Here is a 23,475-nt window from a genome sequence, read left to right as displayed (position 1 = left end):
GTGCATCAGAGCACAAACGTGCAAATGCCCCTTCGGAAAGGTCTTAGGAGAGTAGCGGCTGCCTTGCAATTGCGGATGTCCCGCGCGTGCAAGGGCGCGCCTTTCGCCTATGCCGGCCGGACTGAACCCGCCCGCCTTATTGCAGGTCGGCGAAGGCGAGCTTCAGACGATCGACCGCTTCCACGACCACCGCGCGCGGCGTCGCCAGATTGAAGCGCAGGAAGCTCTCGCCGCCCTTGCCGAAGGTCGGGCCGTGATTGATCGCGATCCTAGCCTGTTTCTCGACGCGTGCGGTGAATTCGGCCGGCTCCATCCCCGTCCCCGAAAAATCCGCCCAGGCGAGATAGGTCGATTCCAGCGACATCGAGCGCACGCCGGGAATCGCGTCGATGCCGGCATCGAAGAGGCGGCGATTGCCGTCGAGATAGAGGTTCAGCGCATCGACCCAGGCGGCGCCTTCCGGGCTGTAGGCAGCGGTCGCCATGGCCATGCCGAAGGAGTTCGGGGAGATGCCGAGCGCATCCATGCGCCCGCGGAACAGGTCGCGCAGCCGGACGTCCGGAATGATGACGTTGCCGATATGGGCGCCGGCAATGTTGAAGGTCTTGGTGGTGGCGGTCATCATGACCAGCCGGTCCATGATCTCGGGCGCCGCGACCGGCATCACCGTATGCTTCTGGCCGGGCATGACGAGGTCGTGGTGGATCTCGTCGGAAACCAGAATGAGGTCGTGGCGCTTGCAGAAATCGGCGATCGCGCGCAACTCGTCGCGAGTCCAGACCCGCCCACCCGGATTATGCGGCGAGCACAGGATCAGCATGCGCTCCTTGCCAGTCATCGCAGCATCCCAGGCGGGGATATCGAGGACATAGCGGCCCTCTTCCAGCGCGAGCGGGCATTCGACGACCCGGCGGCCGGAAGACGCGACGATGCGCGCGAAGGCGTGATAGACCGGCGTCATCAGCACGACGCCATCGCCTGGCTTCGTATAGGCCTCGACGCAGAGCGCGGTGCCGTTCACCAGGCCATGCGTGGTGAAGATGGAGTCGGGCGAGACCTCCCAGCCATGCCGGTTCAACATCCACCAGCGGATCGCGGCGAGATAGGCGCGGTCATCGCCGAAATAGCCGTAGATGCCATGGGCGTTCATGCCCTCCAAGGCGCCCTGCACGCAGGCCGGCGGGCGGAAGTCCATGTCCGCCACCCACATCGCAATGCCACCATCGGCTGGCACGCCATAGACGGTCTCCATCTTGTCCCATTTGGCCGAGTGGGTGCCGCGGCGATCGATCCGCTCGTCGAAATTGGGGGGAAGCTGCATGTGGCCCTGCCGGCTAAGACGGAGAATATCCTTCCCCTAGCAGGTCTCACCGGAGAACACAGCATCTGCCGGGCGCAATGCTGGCGCACGACGAGCGCATCCGTCGCAGCCATCGACGGCGCCAGATCGGATGCCGAGATCTGCGCGCGGGCGGAAGCGTGGGGCGAAGCGCGGGGCCACGGACTGGCTGCATCGCGTATTGCCGCCCGCAGGCATGAGCCGCGCTGCGGCATCCCTCATTGCGGCGCCATCGTTCAATGCGAGGGATGCCGGGCGTGCTAGCCCGTCGCTTCCGGGCCACGCGAATGATGCGCGCCAGAAACGGGCATTTCTCCACGCGGTGCGTGCGGGGTCCGGCAGCAGTTTGGGACCTAATAGCCGCGCGAAAGTGATGTGACAGACCAAGCCATTCGGCATTGTCTGGCTTCGCTGGCGATCCGCCACTCTGGTCGCAAGCGGAGGCGGTGGCCTATCGCCTTGGCTTCTGAGCCGTCCCTGCCTGCTGAAGCTGCGGTGGTCTGGTCCAAATTCTGAGGCTTCCGATGAATGATGTCTCTCATCGCATCGTGAGCATTCTGACCGCGAACCCGTTCTTTGCGGGCTTCGAGCGGGATGCGCTTGAGAAGATTGCGGCCGTCTGCCGGCAACGGCATCTGGCCGCACGGGAGGTTCTGTTCCTCAAGGGCGATCCGGGCGACGGTCTCTATGCGATCCGGCGCGGCCTGATCCGCATCGGAACCGTGGATGATCTCGGGCAGCAGATGACGATCAACGTCCTGGGCGGCGGCGACGTCTTCGGTGAGATCACCTTGCTCGACGGCCAGTCCCGCACCGCCGATGCGGTGGCGATGGAGGACACTCACACCTTCTTCCTGCCGCGGCAGGACTTCCTGGGCCTGCTCAAGCGCGAGCCGCCGATCGCGCTGCACTTGATCGAGCTTCTCTGCGCGCGGCTGCGCGATGTCATCGGCCGCCTGGAAGAGACCACGTTTCTCCCGTCGGCCATTCGGCTCGCGCGGCGCATCCTCGTGCTCGCCGCCGACTACGGCACGGATGTCCGCGCGTCCCAGGAGGAATTGGCGTCCCTCACCGGTGTGACGCGCGAAACGGTCAACCGCCACCTCCAATCCTGGAAGCGCACCGGTGTCATTTCGCTGGGACGAGGGCGGCTGTTGATCCAGGATATCGACGACCTCAGGCGTTTGGCGAAGATCGACGCTGCCTAGAGCATCTCGGGCGAAGCTGCTGCCGGTTCCCGTGAAGCAACGACGGCGGAGCAAAATGATCTAGCGGCGCCGATCGATGCCGTCGCTGCTGATCTCTGGCGCTGCGCCGGCCACTGCCTCGCCTGCCGCGAAAACGCGGACGGGCTGGTCGAAACCCTTCAGGACACGTGCATCCAGTTCGACGAGAGGCACGCGCCCCTCGACCGCATCCGCGGCAACCGTGTCGATCAGCACCTCGGTATTGCGCGCGCTGGCACACAGGCGCGCTGCGAGATTCACGACGCTTCCGATCGCCGTGTATTCGAGCCGGCCCTCGGAACCGATCCGCCCGACCGTCGCGGGACCCATCGCGAGCCCGATCCCGAAACCAAGCGGGAGCTCCGGCATTTGCCGATCGCGCAGGAGGGACTGGACGCTCTTCTGCATCTCCTGCGCCATCCTGATGGCGCATAAGGCCGGGTCCGGGCGGGGCACGGGCGCGTTGATCAGCACCATCATTCCGTCGCCGGAAAAATGCGTCAGCGTGGCGCCATGATCGATCACGACCCTGTCCAGGGCATCGTAATAGTCGCTCAGGAGACGCATCACGACCTCGGGCTCCGTGCGCGCCGAAAAGGCGGTGAAGCCCCGCAGATCGCCAAAGACGACCACCACCTCGATGCGCCGGCCGTCGAGCACGCTGTCGTCGCCCGACTGGTCGATCAGCTCGGCCACCTGCGGCGCGAGAAATCGCTTGAGCCGGCCGATTCGCTCGGAACGTTCCTGCGACACCGCCAGATCGCCGGCCATCGCGTTGAAGCGCGTCGCCAGCCGCTCGAATTCATCGCCGGTGGGGATATCGATCCGGTGGTCGAACTGGCCGGCTCCGATCCGCGCCACGCCGTCTTCCAGGATGCGGATCGGCTCGATCATGCGCTGGGTGAGCCAGTAGGCCAGCGCCGCGGCGAGCCCGGAACCGACGACGAGGACGGCACCCGCCCGCCACAGGGCCGCGTAGATCGGCGCGAAGGCCTCGGCGACCGGTTGCTTGACGACGACGCTCCAGTCGACCCCGGGTATCGGCGCCATTGCGGCGAGAACCGTATGGCCGTCGAGATCGCGCCCCGCGGTCGCCTGGCCGCGTTGCGCCGCAATGCGCGCTCTGAGGATCTGGAGCGGCCGTATCGCGGCCTGGTCGGCCCTGAGAACCAGGCTGATGTCGGGATGGGCGATCAGGCGCCCCGGCTGGTCCAGAACGAACGCTTCCCCGGTCCGCCCGACCCGGATCGCCGATATGACATCCCAGATGAGCTTGAGATTGACCTCTGCGACCGCCATGCCGACCGCGGAGCGGTTGCCGGCTACGGCAATGGTCAGAAAGGGCTCCGAGCCGGCATGGAAGGTCACCGGTCCATACCAGGCGCCGCCGGGACTGATCGCCTTGAGCGCCGGGTTGACCGAGTGGCCGGCGCCGCTCTCGACCATGTTGAGACCCATGCGGGAGACGAAGACGCGCTCGCGGCCGGTGGCATCGACAAGGGTCAGGTTCACCACGGCGGGCACTTGACGCAAAAGCCGGAACGCGTCGAGCCGGCGCCTTTCGTCGGCGCTGTCGGACCATGGCAGCTGAACCGTCCATGCCAGCTGATCGCGGATGCCGTCCAGGAAATCCTGGATTTTCGCAGCCGCTGATCGGGCCTCCGCTTCGAGAAGGTCGTTCAGCCTGGCCTTCTGGTCGCGATGGCCGAACCAGGCTTCGCTGCCGCCGGCGACAAGCAGGGGCACGACGACGGCCGCGAACAACGCGAGGAAATACTTCGCGAAAAGAGAACTACGGGGGGCGGGTGGCGATTGTGTCACCGTGACAGCTCATGCGCCGGCATTCCGGCGGGTTACTCGATCACCACGTCCGCGCTGCTCAGGATCGAAGGCGGCATGGTCAGGCCGAGCTGCCCGGCCGCCTTCAGATTGACGAACAGCTCGACCTTCGTCACGCGCTGGACCGGCAGGTCGGAGGGCTTCTCCCCCTTGATGATCCGGCCGGCATAGATCCCGGTATGGCGGTGCGATTGCCGGAAGTCGCCGCCATAGCTCATCAGGCCGCCTGCGTTCGGGAAATCCCGGGCCTGGGTGATGGCCGGCAGCGCGTGACGCATGGCGAGTTCGGCAAGGCGGCGGCTTCGGTAGGCGAAATAGGGATCGGAGGTGAAGACCAGCCCGGGCAGCTTCATCTCGGAGGCGGCTGCGAACAGCCTCTCCAGTTCCGGCTCGCTGCTGGCATTGAGCAGGCGCAGCTCCAGCCCGAGGCTGCTTGCGGCAGCCTGCAGGTTGCGCGACTGCGAGCCCGAGGTCGGGCTTGCCGGGTTGACGGCGACGGCGAAGGTCCTGGCGGCCGGGAACAGCTCGCTCATGAATTCCAGCCGTTTCAGCGAGACTTCCACGCTCAGGCTGCTCACGCCGGTGAGGTTTCCGCCGGGCCGGGACAGGCTGGCGACCATGCCCAGGGCGACCGGATCGCCACCCATCTCGAAGACGATCGGGATCGTCTTGCTCGCCGAGCGCGCGGCGAGCGCGACCTCCGCGCCTCCTGGCGCGACCATGACGGTGACCTGGCGCTCTGCCAGATCCATCGCGAGCGCCGGCAGCCGGCTGTACTGGCCCTCGGCCCAGCGAAAATCGATCGTGACATTGCGGCCGTCGACATAGCCTGCCTCGGCCAGGCCCTCGGCAAAGGCGGCGAGGCGGCTGCCATAGGGCTCGGGGGATTCCGAGCCGAGGTAACCGATGACCGGCATGGTTTTCGGCTGCGCCCGTGCGGCGACGGTCGATGCCGCCATGGCACCGAGCAAAGCTATCGTCTCGCGCCGCGTCGTCGGGACGGATCGGCGCAAGGAGCAGGGCATGAGACGCACGGCCGTTCCCCTTCCGACCGAGAGTGGCGCAGCCCGGAAAGTGCCGAACCCGCACCGATGCCCTTATATCATGCCGGTCGAGCTGTGTCGCGAAACGGATCCGTGGTTGGTCTGGTCGAGGTGACGGCGCGCCAACGCGTGAAAACGGGCGCGCTGCAGCGGGCCGGGGCCTGTTGCAGCGCAGGGCAACGTGGTCACAGGTTGCCGTTCGAGCGGGCCCGTCCGGTGCGCGGCGGGTGGGGTCCCCGAGCGCCGGGGTGAGCCGGCGTGATCGAACTCAGTTCAGCACGCGCGTCACGACGATCTCGAGATAGCTGCTCGGCACGGCGACGGTCGCATCGCCCGATCGGTTGAACTGATCGACCAGCGCCATCAGGTCCTTGGTCAATGCCGCTCCGGCCGGCTGGTCCAGCGCGGCGAAGACCTTGAGCACCGGTCCGTAATAGCTGCGGAAGACCTGGAGCCAGTGATCCGACGAGCGATAGCGAAAGACGAAATCGCGTCGCCGCGTCTGGATCGAGGTGCCTGCCGAGCCGAACAGCTCGGTCAGGCGCTCCTGCGTGCCCCAAAGCGCGGGCGATCGCAGCCCGGCAGCCGGCGGGACGTATGTCCCGATCGTCTTGAAGAGTTGGCCGATGAAGCCGTCCGGCGTCCAGTTGGCCATGCCGATCTTGCCGCCATGCCTGCAGACCCGCAGCAGCTCGGCCGCCGCACGCTCCTGATCGGGCGTGAACATCACCCCGAAGGTCGACAGGACCGCGTCGAATTGCCCGTCCGCGAAAGGCAGGGCCTCGGCATCGGCTTCGCGGAAGGAGATATCGAGCCGCTCGGCCGCCGCACGTTCGCGGCCACGCTCCAGCAAGGCGGCGACATAGTCCGTGCTGGTGACGTCGCACCAGCGGCGCGCCGCGGCGAGACTGGCATTGCCGTTGCCGGCGGCGACATCGAGCACGGCCTGGCCGCTGCGCAGATCGAGCGCCTCGCACAGGCGTTCGCCGACGATCTGCAGGGTCGTTCCGACGACGGCGTAGTCGCCGGACGACCAGGCGCCGTGCTGCCGGAGCTTGATCGCTTCATGGTCGACCTTCTGCGTGGCATTGCCTTGAAACATGGTGGACATGGGACATTCTTCCTTTGAGGTTCGCCTGGCAGGTTCTGGTGAAGGGGTTGGGGCACGGCGCGTCGGGGGGCCACGCGCCGTGCAGCGGCCGGTCACGGCCGTGGATGAGGGCGCCGAACGGCGAACTCGATCTCCGAACGGGTGATGCCGATATCCTTCAGCATCCTGTCGTCGAGTTCCGACAGCGCCTTGGCAGCCTGGCGCAGCTCCGCCTTGTCGCGCATCCTGCGCAGCCGCTCCGAAAGCGCCTCGATCAGCCTCGTCGTCAGAGGGCGCCGCGCGGGCTTCTGGTGAGGCGGGAGGAAGGGGCCGTGAACCTCGTAGAGGAACTGATCGCCGAAGATCTGCCCGACTGCCATGCGCCCGATCAGCCGATCGAGCACCGACTTGGCGCGAGGCCGCAGCATGTCGGTCAGGTCGTCGATATCGTGAAAGAAGTCGCTTCTCAGCGCATGCATCGTGCCGCTCCATTGCTGTGTCCGCCGCCTCTTCGGGCGGTGTGGCAGCGTTATGGCGGCTCTGGGGGCACGTCGTCTGTGAGGTGCCGCACACAGGCAAATCAGGGTTGCGGCAAGGCCGATTGTGGACCTGTGGTCGATCGGAAAGCCTGCAGAGGGCGATAGGTCAGGCCTTGAATGATCCGGCGGTTTCGCGGACGTGCCGTAACTGGTTTGTCTTTCAGCTTCGGCGGATCCTCAAGCGCCCTCAGCTTCCCGGATTGCGCCGATCGCCGCCCGGCCGAGGCCGCGATATTCTGTGCGCGGGCCAGCTGCCTGGATCGAACCCATCGAAGCTGCTCGATCGAAATCGTGCAGCGCGGCGGGGATCAGCGAGCGGGATATCGCACCGCTCCATTCTCATTCCGGCAATGGATCGTTCCATAGTTTGAAATAGACGGCAATGCTCCGCTGCCGCAGAGTCAAGTGGAGATCGCCGAGGGACCAGGAGCGAAACGTGGCCCAGCGGGTGAAGTTCTTCCTGGCTGCCGACAACGGCCAACTCGCGCAATCCGGTCTCGACCTGCATCTCACTAAAGAGGATTCGCTCGCCTGCGCGCTCACGATCCTGGCGCAGCGCGCATCCGATGCCGCCTCTGGCGAGATGAAATCGGTCGATCCGGCTTCGCAGCCACTCGCCGCCTGAGTCATGCACAACCGCTCGCCCGACACGATCGCCATCGATGCGAATGGGCCGATCAGGAGGCCGGCGGACCTCGTTGGCCACAAGCTGTTTTCCCATCCGGAGGACGCCTCGTAGAAGCTCTTTCCCGAGCACTGCGCCGCGACCGGTTTGAACATGGCGGCGGTCAGCGACCGGATTTGACCGCACGGGGGAAGCAAGCGCGGCAAAGCGTTGTGGTTCCACTTGGAAGCAAACAACTCCGGATCAGCCGGAGCGGATAAACGGGGGGACTAATCGTGTTGTTGAAGAAATTTGCCTGTGCCACTGCGCTGACGCTGGCGGCCTTTACGGTATCGGCACAAGCGCAAGAGCCGCGCCGGGGCGGAACGATCCGCTTCACGGCGCCTTATGGCGCGTCCTTCGTCAGCAATGACAGCCATGTCTCGCTGGGGGTTCAGGACGAGATATTCAGCTATGCGCTGCACAGCATGCTCTACAAATGGGATGCCAAGAACAGCAAGCCAGAACTCGACCTCGCCAAGAGCGTTGCCGTCTCGAACGACGGCAAGACCTATACCTACAAGCTGCGTGACGACGCCTTCTTCCATAACGGCCGCAAGATGACGGCCGACGACGTGATCTGGTCCTATACGCGGATCATGGATGGCGCGAAGAACTATCCCGGCGCGCGCTACATCGCCCGCATCGCCGGCGCGACCGACGTGCAGAAGGGCCAGGCCAAGGAGATTTCCGGCCTCAAGAAGATCGATGACTTCACCATCGAGATGACGCTGACGGACAGGGCCGACCCCGGCTACTTCCTGTTCCAGGGGCAGACGGCCATCATGCCGGCCAAAGAAGCGCAAGCCGCCGACTTCTTCAACAAGCCTATCGGCCTCGGCCCGTTCAAGTTCGTCGAGCACGTTCCTGGCTCGCGCATGGCCTTCGAGCGCTGGGAGAAATACCATCAGCCCGGCAAGCCCTATGCCGACAGGCTGGTGATCTCGCCGATGGGCGAGGCAGCCGCGCGCGACGTCGCCTTTCGCAACAAGGAGATCGACGCCTCGATCCTCGGCTCGGCCCAGTATGTCGCCTACAAGGCCGACCCGAACCTCTCGAAGGGCCTCCTGGAGGTTGCGGAGGTCTTCACCCGCAACATGGCCATGAACCCATCCTTCAAGCCCTTCTCGGACAAGCGGGTGCGCCAGGCGATCAACCACGCCATCGACAGCGATCTGATCATCAAGCGCCTCGTTCGTGACAAGGCCTATCGCGCGGTGGGCTGGTTGCCGCTCTCCTCGCCAGCTTTCGACAAGGACGCCAAGCCCTACGCCTATGACCCGGAGAAGGCCAAGAAGCTGCTCGCCGAGGCCGGCTATCCCGACGGCTTCGAGTTCGAATGGACCGCGACGCCGAACGAGAGCTGGGGCATCCCGATCGCCGAAGCGACGATTCCCATGCTCGCCAAGGTCGGCATCAAGGTGAAGGTCAAGCCGGTCGAGACCTCCGCGGTCGGCGGCGTCGTCACCAGCGGCGGTTTCCAGGCCGCGATGTGGTCGAACCCGTCCGGCCCGGATTCCCTGACGGCGTTGAAGTGCTTCCACTCCTCGACGTTGCGCACGTCGTGCAACTACAACACCTTCAAGAACGCAGCTTATGACAAGCTGATCGACGACGCCTCGGCGGAGACCGATGCGGCCAAGCAGCTCGAGCTGTTGAAGAAGGCGAACAACTTTCTCCAGGAAGAAGCTCCGGTCTGGTTCTTCAACTACAACAAGGCGGTCATGGCCTATCAGCCTTGGCTGCACGGCCTCCAGCCCAACGCGACCGAGCTTGGGCTGCAGCGCTACGAGAATCTCTGGGTCGATGCTTCCTCGCCCGCGGCGAAGTAAGCCGTCCTGAGTTCACGCCGCCGCGCGACAGTGCGGCGGCGTGGGCTTGTCCGCGTTCGAGCGTCGGCGCCGACGCCCTGCGCAGCGGCTTGTCAACGTCCACTTTCGGGCAAGGCGCCAAGGTCAGCTTGTGGCGCTTGCCGGTCGTTGACCTCGGTACAAGTCGGTCACATGCATGGCATTGCTGCTATAGATCAGATCCTCAAGTGTCAGCACGCTGCAGGAGTGGATTGTGACTGAGCGATTTGAACGGCATCGCCAACCCTGGACCTCTGAGGAGCTTCAGAAGCTGAAATTGCTTGCTGGAAAGGGCATGGCCCTGAAGGCGATTGCGAAAGCAATGACCCGTAGCGAAGAGTCCATAAAGGATCGCGCAAAGCTCGACGGCATCGGCATCGCCAAACTCCGCTAGACTAGGGGGCTCCGGAGTCGACATCAATGTGAGCGCGCCCAGTCGGGCGAGAACGTTTCTGAATGCCCAGGCTTGCTCGCTGCCGACGCTCCTGCGTGCTTCGCCGCACTATTACAACACCGAGGAGGACCTCTCCGCCTTGGTCTCAACATGTCGCCGGATCATGGGCTGACAAGCCGGTCCGGATGCCTCGCTCAGCGTGAACCAAGCATGATGTTCAACGCCGCTAGCCCCGTGACCACCATGACAGCCACGGCCAGCACCGCCAGCTGAATCCAGCGACGGTACTCGGCCGCTCCGGCGGGGGACAGTTGCACGGCCATCTCGATCTTGCCGGGCGAGGCCATGAGCAGGAACGCCGCCGCGACGTTGTGGATCGCCATGAACCACAACACGTCCACGCCGAGCGAACGGGCGATCTCGGCTTGAGTGGTTGCGAACATCGCGTTCGCTCCGCTGTTGGAGCCCGTCACGAAGCCACCCACCGCGCCAACGAAGGGAGCCGCCGCCAGATAGGCGGTGCCGGTCCCGGCCAATGTCCGCGCCAGATGCGCGGCCATGCCGGACACGGCCATCAGGATGCCGAGCAGGATGAACAGGCCCGTGACCGGCGCCACCTGGAGCCATGAGGCCCATGCCTTGCGGATGGATCGAGGCTGCGGCCAGCCGCGCGCGAACCAGGCAGCAGCCACGAACAGCCAAAGCGCGGGCGAGGCGATATAGCGCCAGCTTTCCGACAACCCAGCCGCGCGCACGATCCAGCCGGCAACCAGCACCCCGCCGAGCAGGACCGCATAGCTCCACAGCGCCCGGCGCCCGTCGGTTTCCAGCGGGGTCGTGTTCCGGCCTCGATGCCCAAGCAGCAGATGCAGTGCGATCACGACCAATGCGCCGAGCGCGCCTGCCGGCGCCGTTCCGAATGCGGCATTGGTCGCGGTGACGGTGGCCGTTAGAACGATGCCGGATAATGCGCCTTGCAGGATTGCGCCGCTTCGACTTCCAGGCACAGCGGCGAGCCAAGCCGCTACGATCCCGGTTACGGTGAACGGAATGATGCTGACAATGGCTGATATGACGCCCAGGCCCTGAAACGGCAGCCCGGACATGGTGGCGGCGATCAAGGTTCCCGGCCCCATCGATCCCCATGGCACTGCGCACAGGCCCAGGAGGCCGATCACCGCCACCTTGTGCGCCGGCAGTCCGAAATGCGCGAGCAGCGGAATACCGATGGTAACGCCGATGCCGAAGCCGGTCAGGGATTCCGCGAACGGCGTAATGCCGTGCACGACGAGAAGGACCGCGCCGACGCCGCGGCCGGCCCGCCCACGAATCCAGCTCGCCAGCGCCGATTGGCCACCCGCCTCGCGCAACACTTCGGAGAGGAGCAGTCCGCCGGCGACGATCAGCAGGACTTCCAGCAGGATCGGGCTCCATCGCAGCACGGCAGGCGCTATGCTGTCCGCCGGGAGCGGGAAGGCCAACAGGATGGCAAGCATGGCCGAGCCCGTTCCCAGGAGCGCGGCGTGGAGCGAACGTGCTCCCAAGGCGAGGGCCAGGATGGTGGACAGGACGGGCAGCGCGCTGAGGAAGGCGGGCATGGATTATTCTCTGTTTGCAGATCAGAAATTATTTTTGCTAATATGCAAATTGTCAAGGACAGAGGTGTAGCTTGGACACAGAGCCTGAAGATCAGGATGCCCGGTTCGGTAAAGCAGTTCGTACGCGCCGGACGCAGTTGGGCGTAACCCTCGACCAGCTCGCTGAGACGAGTGGGGTGTCCGCGGCCGCGTTATCGCGTGTCGAACGGGGCTTGCTCAGCCCGACGCTGCGCAACGCCATCGCCATCGCCCGCGGCCTGGGGATGGAGCTCGCCGAGCTCGTTGAGCGTGACAATGCCGAGATCACTCGCACGGGCGAGAATCTGCGCTTCTTCGACGAGGCGACGGGCATCGAGCGGCTGGCGCTGGCGCGACCTAGCCCGAATGTGGAACTATTATCGTACGGTGTCCCGCCCGGGGCGTCGTCCAGCCGCTTCGCCGCCCACAAGCCGGGAACCCGCGAGATTTTTCACATCCTCGCCGGCCGCCTCGAGGTCCACACCGGACAGGAAACGCTCATCCTGGACGCTGGCGATACCGCAACGGTGCTCGTGGACACGGAGCATTGGTTCAGGAATGTCGGCGAGCAACCCGCCCGCATCATCCTCACGGTTCTCGGCCCTTGACACTCCGACCCGATGGCCTTCGAAAATGTTAGCTTTCGGGCCTCACGCCAATGTCGGAAATTGACGCATCCTGCCCGCCTCGACAAATCGGAGTACTATATATCCCCTTGAAAAGCCGGGTTCTCACGTCCCATGGCCTGAAAGCGCCCTGCCCCTGAAAGCCGACGCTAGGGCCAGACCTACACGCTTCTATGGCTCAACAACTCCGCCAGAGACTTCACGCACTCCTCGAAAAGGATCATCAGCCGCGACCACGAGTTGCATACGCCGATTATCTGATGCCATGCCGCGTTATCCTGGGATGAGCGAAGGTCCGCCTAGGGTCGGGAGCGGACGATGCCAAGTTGCGATAATATCGCTTGAAATTTCGCGGCAGGTTGAAGCTGATGCGCCAAATTCTCGAGAATCCTATCTGGGCTGGCCTGTTCGTCATCACCGTCATAGGCATCCTCTTCTTTGCGAGCTACCTTTGCGATGCCGCTTGGCGCATATGGAATCGGATGCTTGGCATAGCGGACGATTAAGCTTCACAAGTCGGCTTAGGGCCGCTTACAGCCGTTCGAAGTGTTCTCTAAGCTCGACGAAATAGCGCCATCTCCAGGGGGACATTCTGCCTCGGACTCTCATCAAATGGACGATTGCTGGGCTCGCGCTCGTTGCCATGGCGTCAACCGCCGACACGATGATCAATCGTAGCTTGCAAAGAGGCGCCGTGCCTCAAAAGCTTCAAACCGGTTGGTTCTATACCGAAGGAAGCTGCTCACGCTTTCTCAGCCATCAAGGTGCGTTCGCGTTCGGCCTGAGTGATCAGACTGTCGCGGCGATCAAATCCCAAGGCATCGGCTTCTTCGCCGACATAGGCAGTCCGGCCAACCAAGCGGCCAGTCCTTATTTCCATGGCGAGTGGAAGGAGACGCCTGTCCCTGCATCGTTCTTTTCAGACGGGCTGCCGCCGAATCTCCATTGTGGTCAGGAGCACTCGTGGGCTTGGCCGCGCGGCATATCCGAGGCTCTGAAGAGGCCGGGGAGCTTCTATCAAACGTCCGGCACGATACGGCGCCTTTTCGTCCTGCCGGAGCTTGGATTGGTCGTCGGAAGCTCATCCGATCGATAGGCCGGATAACCAAATGCGCCCGGTCGATAGGTAGCCGCTGCGAAGTTCCGCAATGGGTCGAAAGCAGCCCTTACGACGCAAGAACGTGACTATCGAACGTCGATAGCTCGCAGAAAGTTCGCCAAATTATCGCTTATTTTCAATTGCTTAGGCCACTCAAGAAAAAGTGGCGCGGTCTACGGGAAACGCCGTGCGATCCTGCAAGATATTGAAAACGCTAGAGCTTTATGAGGCGCTTTGGGCACCCTCCGTACCAGCGCGACGTAGTGGTGTCGATAGCCCTTCGAAAGGCGCTATTCGTGGTTTCAGACCCGATGCGCCCGCCGACTCGCTCGATCGTTGTCGATAACCGTCTGTGGCTCGCTTCTCTTCGGCTACTGCTCCCATTACACGTTACCTTGGGGGGAGCGTTTTGATGAGCAACGTTACGCGCCGAGCACTCCGAGTTTATTCCGCCCTTGCTGAGCTTAGAGGGCAAGGCGACGTCCTAGACGCTCTCATACCATTTTTCGAACCGATCTTGGCGCTAACGCACGGGAAGATATTCGACCCTCGCGTTTTTGCGGTAGGTGTGCGGAAACTGTACGGATGGCGCTTTACTGAGGATATCGCTCATCAGTTCATCCCGCGCCTTCGGCGCCACGGGCATCTGCAAGAAGAGGGAACGCCCGACAAGCGGATTTACATTGTAAATTTTCCTACGGACGGCAATCCTGATGCAGATCAATCAATCGTATCTGCCGTAGAAGGCATCATAGACGAATTTGAGAAATTCCCGCCAAGAGTTACAGATCTGCTATCGTACAAGAAGAGCCGCGAAGAGCTGAAAGACTTGCTCATCCGATTTCTTGTCTCCATGGACGATTACGGGGTGGGCGCCTACTCTCCTGAATTGGGCGGAATGGAGCCCGGCGGTGAAGCTCGCTCCCTTCTCGCAAACCTTGAGGAAGGCGGTCAGCCGCTAGACCCCAATGACCGATATATGTGCGCCCGCTTCGTACAGTATCTCGTAAAATCACGTAAGGAATACGTCCCTCACCTTACTCGCCTAGCATCTATTGCACTGCTCACCGAAGTCGTCGCCGACTTTCTCAAGCCCACAACGGCGGATGAAAGGGCCGATTTGACGGTGGCACTGGACGCGCCGCTCGCGCTCGATCTCCTTGGTTGCTCTGGCCGGGCACCCCGCGACGACATCAAAACTATCGTAGACGCCCTGTCTAAGGTTGGCGTCAATTTTATCGTTTTCCCCATTAGCTGCGTCGAAATGCAACGCAATTTGAGCAGCATGCTTTCTCTTCCTGCGAATATGCGCAACGGCTACACACATAACGCACTCGTAAAGGGAGAAATTTCTCTCGACTATGTTACAGCAGTTGCCAATAATGCAGAGAGAGCCCTCACCAATATAGGAGTTACAGTTAGACCTCTAGACTTAAATAGTTTTCCTGCATTTCACCGGCTCTTCACCGGCGTCCAGTATGAGGATTTTTTCCAGTCCATTACCTGGGTCGGCCCGATCGGACCCCGAGAGCACGATGCGACATGCACTGCGTTGGTAATGCGACTGAGAGAGGGCCGCCAAAGCAGCGATGTCTTCAAGAGCCGGTACGTTCTGGCTACGCGAAACAGCCGTTTTGTGCGGGACTCGCGGAGATATTGCTTAGAAAGTCGAATGATAACGGCGATACAAAGCGGCCCCGTGATACATCATCGGGAACTTGCCACACTTGCTTGGCTCCGAACAGGGCTGGGCGCCGACGACGCAGTGCCTCGAAGTCATCTGATTGCGACGTGCGACCGAGTGTTGAGGATTCGCCCGGAGGTTCGGCTAGCGCTCGCCACGCAACTCGCAAAATTGACACCCGACAGGCTTGAGCAGTTCAATACACTAATGCTTGATAGCCGCAGCATTCAGAAGCTGGCTGATCAAACCTTGAACGACGAGAAGGTGGTCACAGCTGATAACGCGCAGGAACTACTCCGCGTAATCCGGGAGGCTACAGCGGAAGACGAGCGAGAAAAATATGAGGCAGCGCTCGAATCGCAGCGAACCGAATCCAACAAAATCACAAGCGAACTTGGGGCTAGTTTGAATGCTCTTAAAACACAACTCGAAACTGCTACCACTCACGCAAATGCGAATGCAGATAGATTTGAAGCGCTGATTACACGAGCGGCTTCGAGAACTAACGCCATGGTTGATAATTTGGATTCGATTTTGACCTTCTGCCTCATCGGCCTTGGATTATTGGCGGCGCTAGATTATTTTTTTCATCTTCTCGTCGACTCTAAGATTTGGGCTATAATAGGCTTAGCGGCGGCAGCTTTCGGCCTATACCGACTCATATGGGCGATCAGAGAAGTACCCACAAAGGGCCTTCGCACCGTTTTGGGAAAGCTCGCGATCTGGGACTTCCGCCGGAGGCTTCATTCCTTAGGAATTAGCTCCCCGTCCGACGCAGTGAGCTACGAACTTCGGGACGGAAGGATAAAAGTCATCCGCTGATCCCGGCCCTCTCCCGCCGGCGCCTCCTTGCGAACCGCACTCATTGCCCGCCAACCTCCGCATGAAGGCCTCAAGGTCCCCCGGACGTTCGCCATAGCGCCCCAGCACAACGGCGGGCTCAAAGTCCTTGAGGCCGGGTCCCCGGTCCGCGAAAAGGCGATGGCTCCGGGGTGATGCAGGGAGAGACCACGAGCGCGGCTCTGGGCCTGCCAAGCGTTGAGCGCCTCCACGCCTTCGCCGGGCAGGAGGTCACCGACTTCTGTGCGGACGATAGGCAGGGCCACACAGTAGGTAATGGAGGCCATGGCGGGTGAGAGGCCCCTTGATGAAATTGAACAAAATGGGAACGATGAGGCTGGCCTGGAGTCAAGCTCAGGGATTAGCCAGACCACCCAACTTCGCGGATGTGCTCCGCTTCCCTATGCAAGGCAGTAGGAGGTGGCGCTGGGTCACACTCAAGCACGAAGCTTCGCCCGCCGCGCGAAGCCCAGGCTCGGAGCATACGGAGCGACCAGTCGCTGCCGCTTCCGGCACAGCTAGGCGGATCGAACTCGATAGCCCACCGGGCCGCCGCATGAGCAGAGGGAAAGCGGCCGAGCAATTCGCCATTTCGATGAAGTAAAACAGTTCCCATCCCGATACCTCCTTGGACGGCTCCAAGGCGGCGGACGGCGAAAGTTCACGGTAATACTCGGCGTCAGCCAAAATGCGAAACTGCACCTTGGAACCGGGCATTACCCATGAGAGACCTTTGGCGAGCAGTATGAGGCTCGGTCTCGCAGTGTAGCTAACAGGTTGATTGCGGCGACTTTGCGTAGGTCGGCAGCAAGTTTAATGGAGGTCTATGTGCCGGTCAGCACTGTGCACATCGTCGAAGCTCTTTCGCAGCTTGGCGGCGAAGCCCACCTTGATGCAATCGTGTCGCGAGTGCGCTTGCTTGCGCCCAAGCCCCTACCTCAAAGCGTTCGGCCGATTGTTCGCGCGAGAATCCAAGAGCGATGCAAAGAGACTGAAAGCTATCGGCCGGGATACCCGGACCTTTTTGAGAGCGTTTACGGCGTTGCCCAACGGCGCGGGGTTTGGCGTCTTAGGCATGATAGCTTTGGCTCTGCAAACTCGGACCTCCTTCTTGACCCGGCGGAAGATGAGGCAGGCGAAGCGGAGGGCAGAGCCATCCTGCGGATACATCTACGGCGCGAGCGCTCCAAGAAACTGATCGCTGATTTTAAGGCGAGCTTGTCTTCCTTCGAGTGCCGTGCCTGTGGCTTCGACTTCGAGCGTGCATACGGAGCGATAGGAGCGCAATTCATCGAGGCGCACCACACCGTACCCGTTGCGGCGTTAGAGGAAGGCGCCAGAACCCGCATTGCCGACCTTACGCCGCTCTGCGCGAACTGCCATCGAATGGTCCACCGCGCAGGGCTCATTTCGGTGGAGAAACTGAAAGAGGCGCTCCGCTCGGCCGGATGAGCTAGCTCCCTCCACAGGAGTCACCCAGCGAGAGACCACCCATGTAGCGACGGATGCGAGTTCCCCCCTTGTGGGGTCTGGGAATTCCTAGAGCGCTCGCGATTCGCAGGCAATTGTGGACGAAGCACGGTAACAAAGGCTTGGGACTTCAGGGCCTTATAGCTACCATTCTGCGACCGCTCATCGCATGCCCTGTGGTTGCCGGCTCGCCAAGGCCTTGACAGCCCACCTAGGCGAGCGTCTGCTTAGATTGCTGCCGAGCGGCGTCCTCAAAGCTTTTTCTTGCTGAGAGGACCGCCCAGATGCCCAGCCCACGCAAACCCGAAAGTCCGCATCGGCTGAGCCTCAAGCTCGGTCCGTGGTTTGAAGCGCACGGCACAGGTGGCGGCGTGTTGGCCATAGTTTTCGTGGTGGTCGGCTTTGGGCTCGGCCGGGCGTGGGGCATCTGGTGATGCCTTTTCAGACAGCTTGCCGTTAACACACGCCATTCCGAAACGCCGTCCACGACTCCTCCCATCGTAAGCAGTGCCGGCACGGGGATAGCCGCAACCGGCGGGCACCTGGTCACTCAGCGGAGCGACTACAAGTTCGTCAGCTCTCTGGAAGCTGCATCGCGCCCAGTGCCATGCCAAGGCTGGTAACCTCTTCGGTTATATCTCGTTGACTTGCCCTGCCCTACCCGTAGGATTTCACGGAAATTGTAGCGTCAGGAGCGAGTTATGCGTTTGCGAGCAGCCGTATTAGGGCTGTCGTTGTTGCTGCATCCTGTCGCCGCGCATGCGCAGTATCCCGACCCCTATTTTCAGCCCGCCCAAGAAGCGTTTCTCAGCCTGAAGCCGGACACCCGCTTATGGTTTCAGATCGCCCTGACGAGCGCAGGACATTGGCCGGCTGTCCCCAACATGGGCTACTCGCGGCGGCTTTTTGAAGCGACCAAACAGTATCAGCTATCGCGCGGCGAACAGCCCACCGGCTTCCTGACTGAGTCCCAGGTCAGCAGCATGCTTGGCTCGGCCTCCTCCGTGCTTCAGGGATGGCGGCTCCGTTGGGTACCGCATCCGGTACGTGGGCGGCAGCTTTGGGTGCCGATGGGGCTGGACCTTGAGGTTAGGCGAACGAACCTTGGCGTAGAGATGAAAGAGCCGGCCAATCGGTTCCGCATGAATTTCAACTACATCGCGGCAGCTAATGTCCGTGTGGCATATGAGACTACCCTGCGGGAGATGGTCAGCAGCGGCGATCACATAAATTATAAGGTCCTAAGGCCGGACTTCTTCGTCATCACCGGCAATCAGGGCCGTTACAACCGATACGTTCGCTACCACACTGATGGCGACGGCATTCTCGGCTTTGACATGGGGTGGTCTAGCGATGACGCTCCCGTATACGGAAACCGGCTGGTAACGGTCATTTCGGGCTCGCTTGGGGCCAGCATGACGGGGTTGCCATTTCCGACAACTTCACGGGCGAGCTACCCGTGGGAACGTAGTGATCCTGAGGTCGCGACTGCTCCCGCTCCGGCTACGCCATCACAGACCACTCCTGCATCAGCGCCCGCAGAGCCGCCCAAGAGGACCTCTTCCACGGGCTCTGGCTTCTTCGTGTCGAAAGCTGGCCACATCGTCACCAACGCGCATGTGGTCAAGGACTGCACTACCATCACCGCTCGGCCCGATGGGACTACGGCGGTTCCCGCTGAGGTGCTCGCTCGGGACGCGGCAAATGATCTCGCGTTGCTGAGGGTCGCGGGGCCGATAGACAGAACTCTATCGCTGCGGTCGAGCATCCGGCTTGGCGAGGGAATTGCGGCGTTCGGCTTTCCTCATAGTGATCTTCTAGCGACGGCGGGCAATTTCACGCTGGGCAATGTTACTGCGCTGGCGGGTCTGAGGAACGACAGTCGGTATCTTCAGGTTTCTGCCCCCGTGCAATCAGGCAACTCAGGCGGGCCGCTTCTGGACAATTCGGGAAATGTGGTCGGTGTGGTGTCTGCTAAGCTCGATGCCATCAAGATGGCGGCCGACCAAGGCGACCTTCCGCAGAACGTAAACTTCGCCGTGAAGGCATCGCTAGCGACTAGCTTCCTCGAAGCAAACCAGATTGCCTACGAAGTCGGGGCGCTGGGCGACAAGCTAGACCCCGCAGACTTGGCCGAGAAGGCAAAGAAGGCGAGTGTGTTCATCACCTGCCGGTAGGCTGCTAGGGATCGAGGGGAAGCAGATGGATCGCGGCGGTTCTGTCGTTCCCCTTATTCCGCTTCGGGACATCGGCGAAATCATCCGCCGTATCGAGGACTTGAAGGCATACACTGACCGGGCAGCCTATGGCTCAATCGCATACTTCCTCGACATCGCACTGAACGAAGCTCGCCATCAGCAGGCTCAAGAAGAGCACAGCCGTAAGGCGAAAGACGCAAAGCCTTCCGACTTGTGGTTGCCGGAAGGCTGACTTAGCGTCATCGCACACGGGGAGGTTACGGGGCTGGAGATGGGTCGCAAGAGTTCAGGCGGCTGGCTTATCCTTGGGTTGATCGGGCTGGGTCTCTTCAAGTGCGGAGACACCACCAAGACCCCTAATCCACAGTTGACGGCTTACTCGCCAGTTCCCGCAGTCAACCACGTCGTTGCTCCCGCACAGACCGCCTATAGCCCACCGGCAGCGCAACCTCCCGCAACCGCCCGCAACCTGTTCGCCGAGCCGACCACGAATGGCTACAGGGGCGAGCCGGCCGCCGAAGCGAAGCCGATCAGAGGCAGCCTTTATGTTCGCGGCAAAGAGGTGCCCATGCGGTCGGCACCAGATGCGAAGGCGAAAATTCTCAACCGCCTGCCGAACGGAATGGAAGTCGGAGAGCTATCACGACGCGAAGGATGGGTGCAGATACGGCATCCGATCTCGGCAGTCGAAGGGTGGGTAAGTGCAAGGCGGCTGAGTCAGGCACCACCCCAGTCCGACCAGGGGACGAAAGAGGAGCAGCAGCAACCGAAGCCGAAGAAGACTGAACGGCCGGGGCTAGAGGTTCTTTCCGACGTGGCAATCATCGCCAAACTCATCGCGCTCGACGCTGCGTCCTATTCGGGGAATTGCAGGTGCCCGGAAAACACGGATAGAGCGGGCCGGCGGTGTGGTGCGCGGAGTGCGTACTCTAAGCCCGGTGGCCGTGATCCCCTATGCTATGCCCACGATGTCAAACCGGCGATGATTGCGAACTTCCGGGCAAGCTTAGGTCGATAGTGGCTGGTGAGTAGGGACCCGATCTCCACCGATCCCAACGCCTAACACCATATGCTCCCCACCTAGAGCCCATTAGCAGAGATGCAAATCGTCAAGTGATTGAAACAATTATGATATCTGCGTTGTCAACTTCGCGCGAGACGAGCGGGCGTACGCGAGGTGTGCCGCCTGCATCGCCTCTCGGGCTGCCAGCTCCTGCGATGCCGCTACGAGGATGCTATCGTGAAGCGGTAGAGCGGTGACCCCGGCTGCGTATAGGCGAAAGAGCGCATCAAGTAGGATGGAGCTCTCGATGTGCATAAGCCGGAACCCGATGCCTGTCCCGAAGAGATGGGCGATTGGCTCGTGATGGCTGGCGATCTCAGCGAGCACAGCTTGCAGCTTCGTGCCGGGCGGGAACTCTGAGGCAGTATCGGTCGGCCATCGGGTCATCGACTGTGTCGCGAATAGCAGCGCGTTGAGCAGCTTCTTGAAGCCGTCCCTGTGCCTGCCATCGCCGCGCACGTCGTAGAGGTCGGCGTCAGGCCTTGGCAGGTCCTGCATTGCGTACGCGAGTGATGGAAATAGCTGGCCGAAATCGACGTTGATTACCCGCTCCCCTTCCGGGGTCTCCGCCGTGGCGATGCGAAGCCTATCGAAACGCTCGGACTTGGGCATGGTCTCCCAGAAGCCGTCGAAAAGGCGGCCGCCTTCCGTCCAGACCCCGTTGTTGAAGATACGCCGGACCGTCCTTCTGGTGGGGTCAATCGGCATCGCATCGAAACGGGAGGACGGCAGGACGATCAAAGGCGCGACTTCGAGATAACGGTTGAGCCGGTGCACCTCCTTGCGCATCCTCCGCGTCGTTGCCGTCTCGGGATAATCCAGCGTTGGCGCGATGCCGGTCTTGGGGTCCTTCCGACCACGCAGCACGAGAACTTCCGGTGCAGTGTCCCGCCTCAGGTCAGCCCATGACGGCTCCAAACCGATCATCGCGAGAAAGGCAGGCGTCGGAACAATGGTGGTCAGTTGCCGGCGCTCGCTATCGACGCGAAAGCCCTTCGTCACGCTCTCAGCCAAGCCAACCTCGGGGTCGATCATCAAGTCCAACGCGGCGAGAAAATGGCTGCCGTAGACAGGCGTGCTGTAGCGCTGTGCCGGCCACATCACGTTTCCATCGCGCGGGACAGCGAGAAGGGCGTCAGGCGAGGAGAGCTGCACGGCCACCAAGTTGCACACGATGGCCTCGACGGCGAGCTTGAACTTGCGGCGGTCCTCCGCCGAGCGGCGTCGCCTTCTGGCTCCTAGTTGGGCCTCTCGACTCTCCAGCAAGGACACAGCACGGCGGATGGCTTCACTCAGCGCCGGGCTTGCTGACCTCTTCTCGGGGTCGAAAGAGAACGCAGCCGGCAGAGATGATCCGACTTCACCTTGCCGTACTGCCTTCAACATGTGCTGACGCTCCTAGGAAACACGGTCTCTCGTGAATGGGATTGCCGCGTGCAGCACGAACGTCACGTTTCCTATGATCAATCGCGGGGTAGTCACGAGCGCTGGAACGCGCGGGGCTCGCGACATTCGGGCTTCACGCCATGTCGCCGTAATAATCGAAGACAGCCTCTTCCTGCTCCTTCACGAACTGGTCGTGATCGTCCCATTCGTAGCCCAGCCCGGTCGCCAGTTCGAAGAATCCAACGCCAGGGCGTGTGCGTCCGCTGGTCTTCTTGTGCACGAGGACGGAAAGCAGGATTTCAGTTTCGGTCTCGGCCGATGACTTTCGCGACACGGCGCCGAGGATATTGCCTATCGTAAGGCGGTCAGCCGGGACCTGCCACCGTAGGCCGATTTGAGACATCACCGGGTCGTACGTGGTCGTCTTCCGCTTTCGGGCGAGGTCTTCCAGATATTCGTAGACGATCTGTACGCGACGCTCGAATTCGCGCGTCAGGTCAATGTAGCTTGAAGCCCGCACATAGCGAGTCTTGCCGATCCTAATTTCCTTCAGTTGACCGACATCGATCATGCGAATGATCGCACCACGGGTGACACCACGCATGTCGGCGATCATCTGGACCGGTACGACAGCGCAGGCCTCGGGGTCGCGCTGCAGGGCGACGAAATAGTCTTCGGGGGTGTTGAAATGCATGGGACGCTCCACGGCTTCGGCAGGAGTTGAGCGCAGAAAATTGTATAATTACGAATCTGTCAATATACAAAATTGTCGATCAAAAAATCTGCTAGATGCCCCACATCTGCGTTTCAACGCTGACTAGCGCTGCATGAATTTGCGCTGCCATTCCGGAATCCAGTCGGGGCGCTGCGAGGGGTGCGGGCCATAAGTCGCACGCTTGAAGTCCCGGATTTCGTCCACCGCCCGCTCAGCGACCGTTCGGCAGCACTCCTCGATTTGCCGCCCCATGATCCGCAGGACGATACCTGACGACTTGGGGTAAGTGTGCATCGCCAGCGGCGCCGTGGTTCCATTCGTGAGAGGAACTTGCCACTGCTGATGAGACCCCGAGGCGAGCCGGTGGACAGCCTTCGCGGTCTGCACAACCCGGAACTCTTCCACCCGGTGGCTACCTCGGTCATCCTCTATAAGAGCACAGACCGCGAGGTAGATGCCGAGAATGCGATCGGGTTTGATGTCGGCCTCGCGCAGCCGCGCAAACGCGAACTTGGCACGCCGCCCCGCAAGCTGCCCTTTGATGCGATGAGCCAGTTCGGTCCGTCCCGCGTTTTCAAGAAAGCCCTTGAGCCACAGGGCCGCCATCACAACATCGGCATGGCTGCGATTGGCCGCTACCCATCGCGTTGCGGACCGGATGTAGGGCTTGAGGTCGGCCGCACGGTAGGTCGCGTGCCAATGCGAACCGTGACGGGCTTTGAACTGGATATGGTATCGGCAGTGAAGCACTGACATTCCCGAGTTGCCGACAATAACACTAGGACGTCCACAAT

General features: G+C 61.9%; 20 protein-coding genes. 11 read left to right on the top strand and 9 right to left on the bottom strand.

Annotation, left to right across the window (positions count from 1 at the left end):
- Positions 1–136: 136 nt before the first annotated feature.
- Positions 137–1,321 (bottom strand): MalY/PatB family protein, encoded by a 1,185-nt coding sequence (locus AC07NY_RS17510; protein ID WP_494584895.1) that lies wholly within the window; start codon positions 1,319–1,321, stop codon positions 137–139.
- A 566-nt stretch (positions 1,322–1,887) separates the two neighbouring features.
- On the opposite strand from AC07NY_RS17510, the gene AC07NY_RS17505 reads away from it, so the two are divergent.
- Positions 1,888–2,547 (top strand): Crp/Fnr family transcriptional regulator, encoded by a 660-nt coding sequence (locus tag AC07NY_RS17505; RefSeq protein WP_492283687.1) that lies wholly within the window; start codon positions 1,888–1,890, stop codon positions 2,545–2,547.
- A gap of 60 nt (positions 2,548–2,607) precedes the next feature.
- Here AC07NY_RS17505 and AC07NY_RS17500 read toward each other — a convergent pair whose 3' ends face one another.
- The 4 genes from AC07NY_RS17500 to AC07NY_RS17485 form a co-directional block, all read right to left on the bottom strand.
- Positions 2,608–4,386 carry a cache domain-containing protein gene (locus AC07NY_RS17500; RefSeq protein WP_494584894.1) on the bottom strand — a complete coding sequence of 593 codons (1,779 nt, stop codon included), beginning with the start codon at positions 4,384–4,386 and terminating at the stop codon, positions 2,608–2,610.
- Positions 4,387–4,418: 32 nt separating this feature from the next.
- A complete protein-coding gene (locus AC07NY_RS17495) occupies positions 4,419–5,363 on the bottom strand; it encodes an ABC transporter substrate-binding protein (RefSeq protein WP_494584893.1) in 945 nt (314 codons plus the stop codon).
- A gap of 352 nt (positions 5,364–5,715) precedes the next feature.
- A complete protein-coding gene (locus AC07NY_RS17490) occupies positions 5,716–6,558 on the bottom strand; it encodes a class I SAM-dependent methyltransferase (protein ID WP_494584892.1) in 843 nt (280 codons plus the stop codon).
- A 92-nt stretch (positions 6,559–6,650) separates the two neighbouring features.
- Positions 6,651–7,016: a DUF1127 domain-containing protein gene (locus tag AC07NY_RS17485; protein WP_494584891.1), complete on the bottom strand. Its 366-nt coding sequence runs from the start codon at positions 7,014–7,016 to the stop codon at positions 6,651–6,653.
- Positions 7,017–7,512: 496 nt separating this feature from the next.
- Between AC07NY_RS17485 and AC07NY_RS17480 the strand changes: the two genes are divergently transcribed.
- The 3 genes from AC07NY_RS17480 to AC07NY_RS17470 all read left to right on the top strand — a co-directional run bounded on the left by AC07NY_RS17480 (position 7,513) and on the right by AC07NY_RS17470 (position 9,984).
- The gene (locus AC07NY_RS17480) at positions 7,513–7,701 is read left to right on the top strand and encodes a hypothetical protein (protein WP_494584890.1); all 189 of its coding nucleotides are present in this window, start codon (positions 7,513–7,515) and stop codon (positions 7,699–7,701) included.
- A 281-nt stretch (positions 7,702–7,982) separates the two neighbouring features.
- Entirely contained in the window at positions 7,983–9,572 is a 1,590-nt protein-coding gene (locus AC07NY_RS17475; RefSeq protein ID WP_494585137.1) for an ABC transporter substrate-binding protein, read from the top strand.
- 232 nt (positions 9,573–9,804) lie between these two features.
- Positions 9,805–9,984 (top strand): hypothetical protein, encoded by a 180-nt coding sequence (locus AC07NY_RS17470; protein ID WP_206734954.1) that lies wholly within the window; start codon positions 9,805–9,807, stop codon positions 9,982–9,984.
- 194 nt (positions 9,985–10,178) lie between these two features.
- Here the strand turns inward: AC07NY_RS17470 and AC07NY_RS17465 are convergent, their stop codons facing one another.
- Entirely contained in the window at positions 10,179–11,582 is a 1,404-nt protein-coding gene (locus AC07NY_RS17465) for an L-lactate permease (protein ID WP_494584889.1), read from the bottom strand.
- A gap of 71 nt (positions 11,583–11,653) precedes the next feature.
- Here AC07NY_RS17465 and AC07NY_RS17460 point away from each other — a divergent pair, with 71 nt between their 5' ends.
- The 7 genes from AC07NY_RS17460 (at position 11,654) to AC07NY_RS17430 (ending at position 20,535) form a co-directional block, all read left to right on the top strand.
- Complete coding sequence (locus AC07NY_RS17460) at positions 11,654–12,208, top strand: helix-turn-helix domain-containing protein (RefSeq protein ID WP_494584888.1); 555 nt, start codon at positions 11,654–11,656, stop codon at positions 12,206–12,208.
- Positions 12,209–12,869: 661 nt separating this feature from the next.
- Positions 12,870–13,322, top strand: a complete 453-nt coding sequence (locus AC07NY_RS17455) for a hypothetical protein (RefSeq protein ID WP_492283695.1) — start codon at positions 12,870–12,872, stop codon at positions 13,320–13,322.
- A 415-nt stretch (positions 13,323–13,737) separates the two neighbouring features.
- Positions 13,738–15,831: a hypothetical protein gene (locus AC07NY_RS17450; RefSeq protein ID WP_494584887.1), complete on the top strand. Its 2,094-nt coding sequence runs from the start codon at positions 13,738–13,740 to the stop codon at positions 15,829–15,831.
- An 834-nt stretch (positions 15,832–16,665) separates the two neighbouring features.
- Positions 16,666–17,301: an HNH endonuclease gene (locus tag AC07NY_RS17445; RefSeq protein WP_494584886.1), complete on the top strand. Its 636-nt coding sequence runs from the start codon at positions 16,666–16,668 to the stop codon at positions 17,299–17,301.
- Between the two features lie 719 nt (positions 17,302–18,020).
- Positions 18,021–19,496 (top strand): S1C family serine protease, encoded by a 1,476-nt coding sequence (locus AC07NY_RS17440; RefSeq protein ID WP_494584885.1) that lies wholly within the window; start codon positions 18,021–18,023, stop codon positions 19,494–19,496.
- 25 nt (positions 19,497–19,521) lie between these two features.
- Positions 19,522–19,749, top strand: a complete 228-nt coding sequence (locus AC07NY_RS17435; protein ID WP_494584884.1) for a hypothetical protein — start codon at positions 19,522–19,524, stop codon at positions 19,747–19,749.
- Positions 19,750–19,788: 39 nt separating this feature from the next.
- Positions 19,789–20,535: an SH3 domain-containing protein gene (locus tag AC07NY_RS17430; RefSeq protein WP_494584883.1), complete on the top strand. Its 747-nt coding sequence runs from the start codon at positions 19,789–19,791 to the stop codon at positions 20,533–20,535.
- 108 nt (positions 20,536–20,643) lie between these two features.
- Here AC07NY_RS17430 and AC07NY_RS17425 read toward each other — a convergent pair whose 3' ends face one another.
- The 3 genes from AC07NY_RS17425 to AC07NY_RS17415 form a co-directional block, all read right to left on the bottom strand.
- Entirely contained in the window at positions 20,644–21,966 is a 1,323-nt protein-coding gene (locus AC07NY_RS17425; protein WP_494584882.1) for a hypothetical protein, read from the bottom strand.
- 133 nt (positions 21,967–22,099) lie between these two features.
- Positions 22,100–22,660 carry a hypothetical protein gene (locus AC07NY_RS17420; RefSeq protein WP_494584881.1) on the bottom strand — a complete coding sequence of 187 codons (561 nt, stop codon included), beginning with the start codon at positions 22,658–22,660 and terminating at the stop codon, positions 22,100–22,102.
- Between the two features lie 123 nt (positions 22,661–22,783).
- Positions 22,784–23,437 (bottom strand): hypothetical protein, encoded by a 654-nt coding sequence (locus tag AC07NY_RS17415; RefSeq protein WP_494584880.1) that lies wholly within the window; start codon positions 23,435–23,437, stop codon positions 22,784–22,786.
- Between the last annotated feature and the right edge of the window lie 38 nt (positions 23,438–23,475).

It is taken from the genome of Allobosea sp. GW821-FHT09G06, from assembly GCF_059416005.1.
Note: the sequence above shows the minus strand (reverse complement) of the source record. Positions and strands in the feature narration are given on the sequence as shown.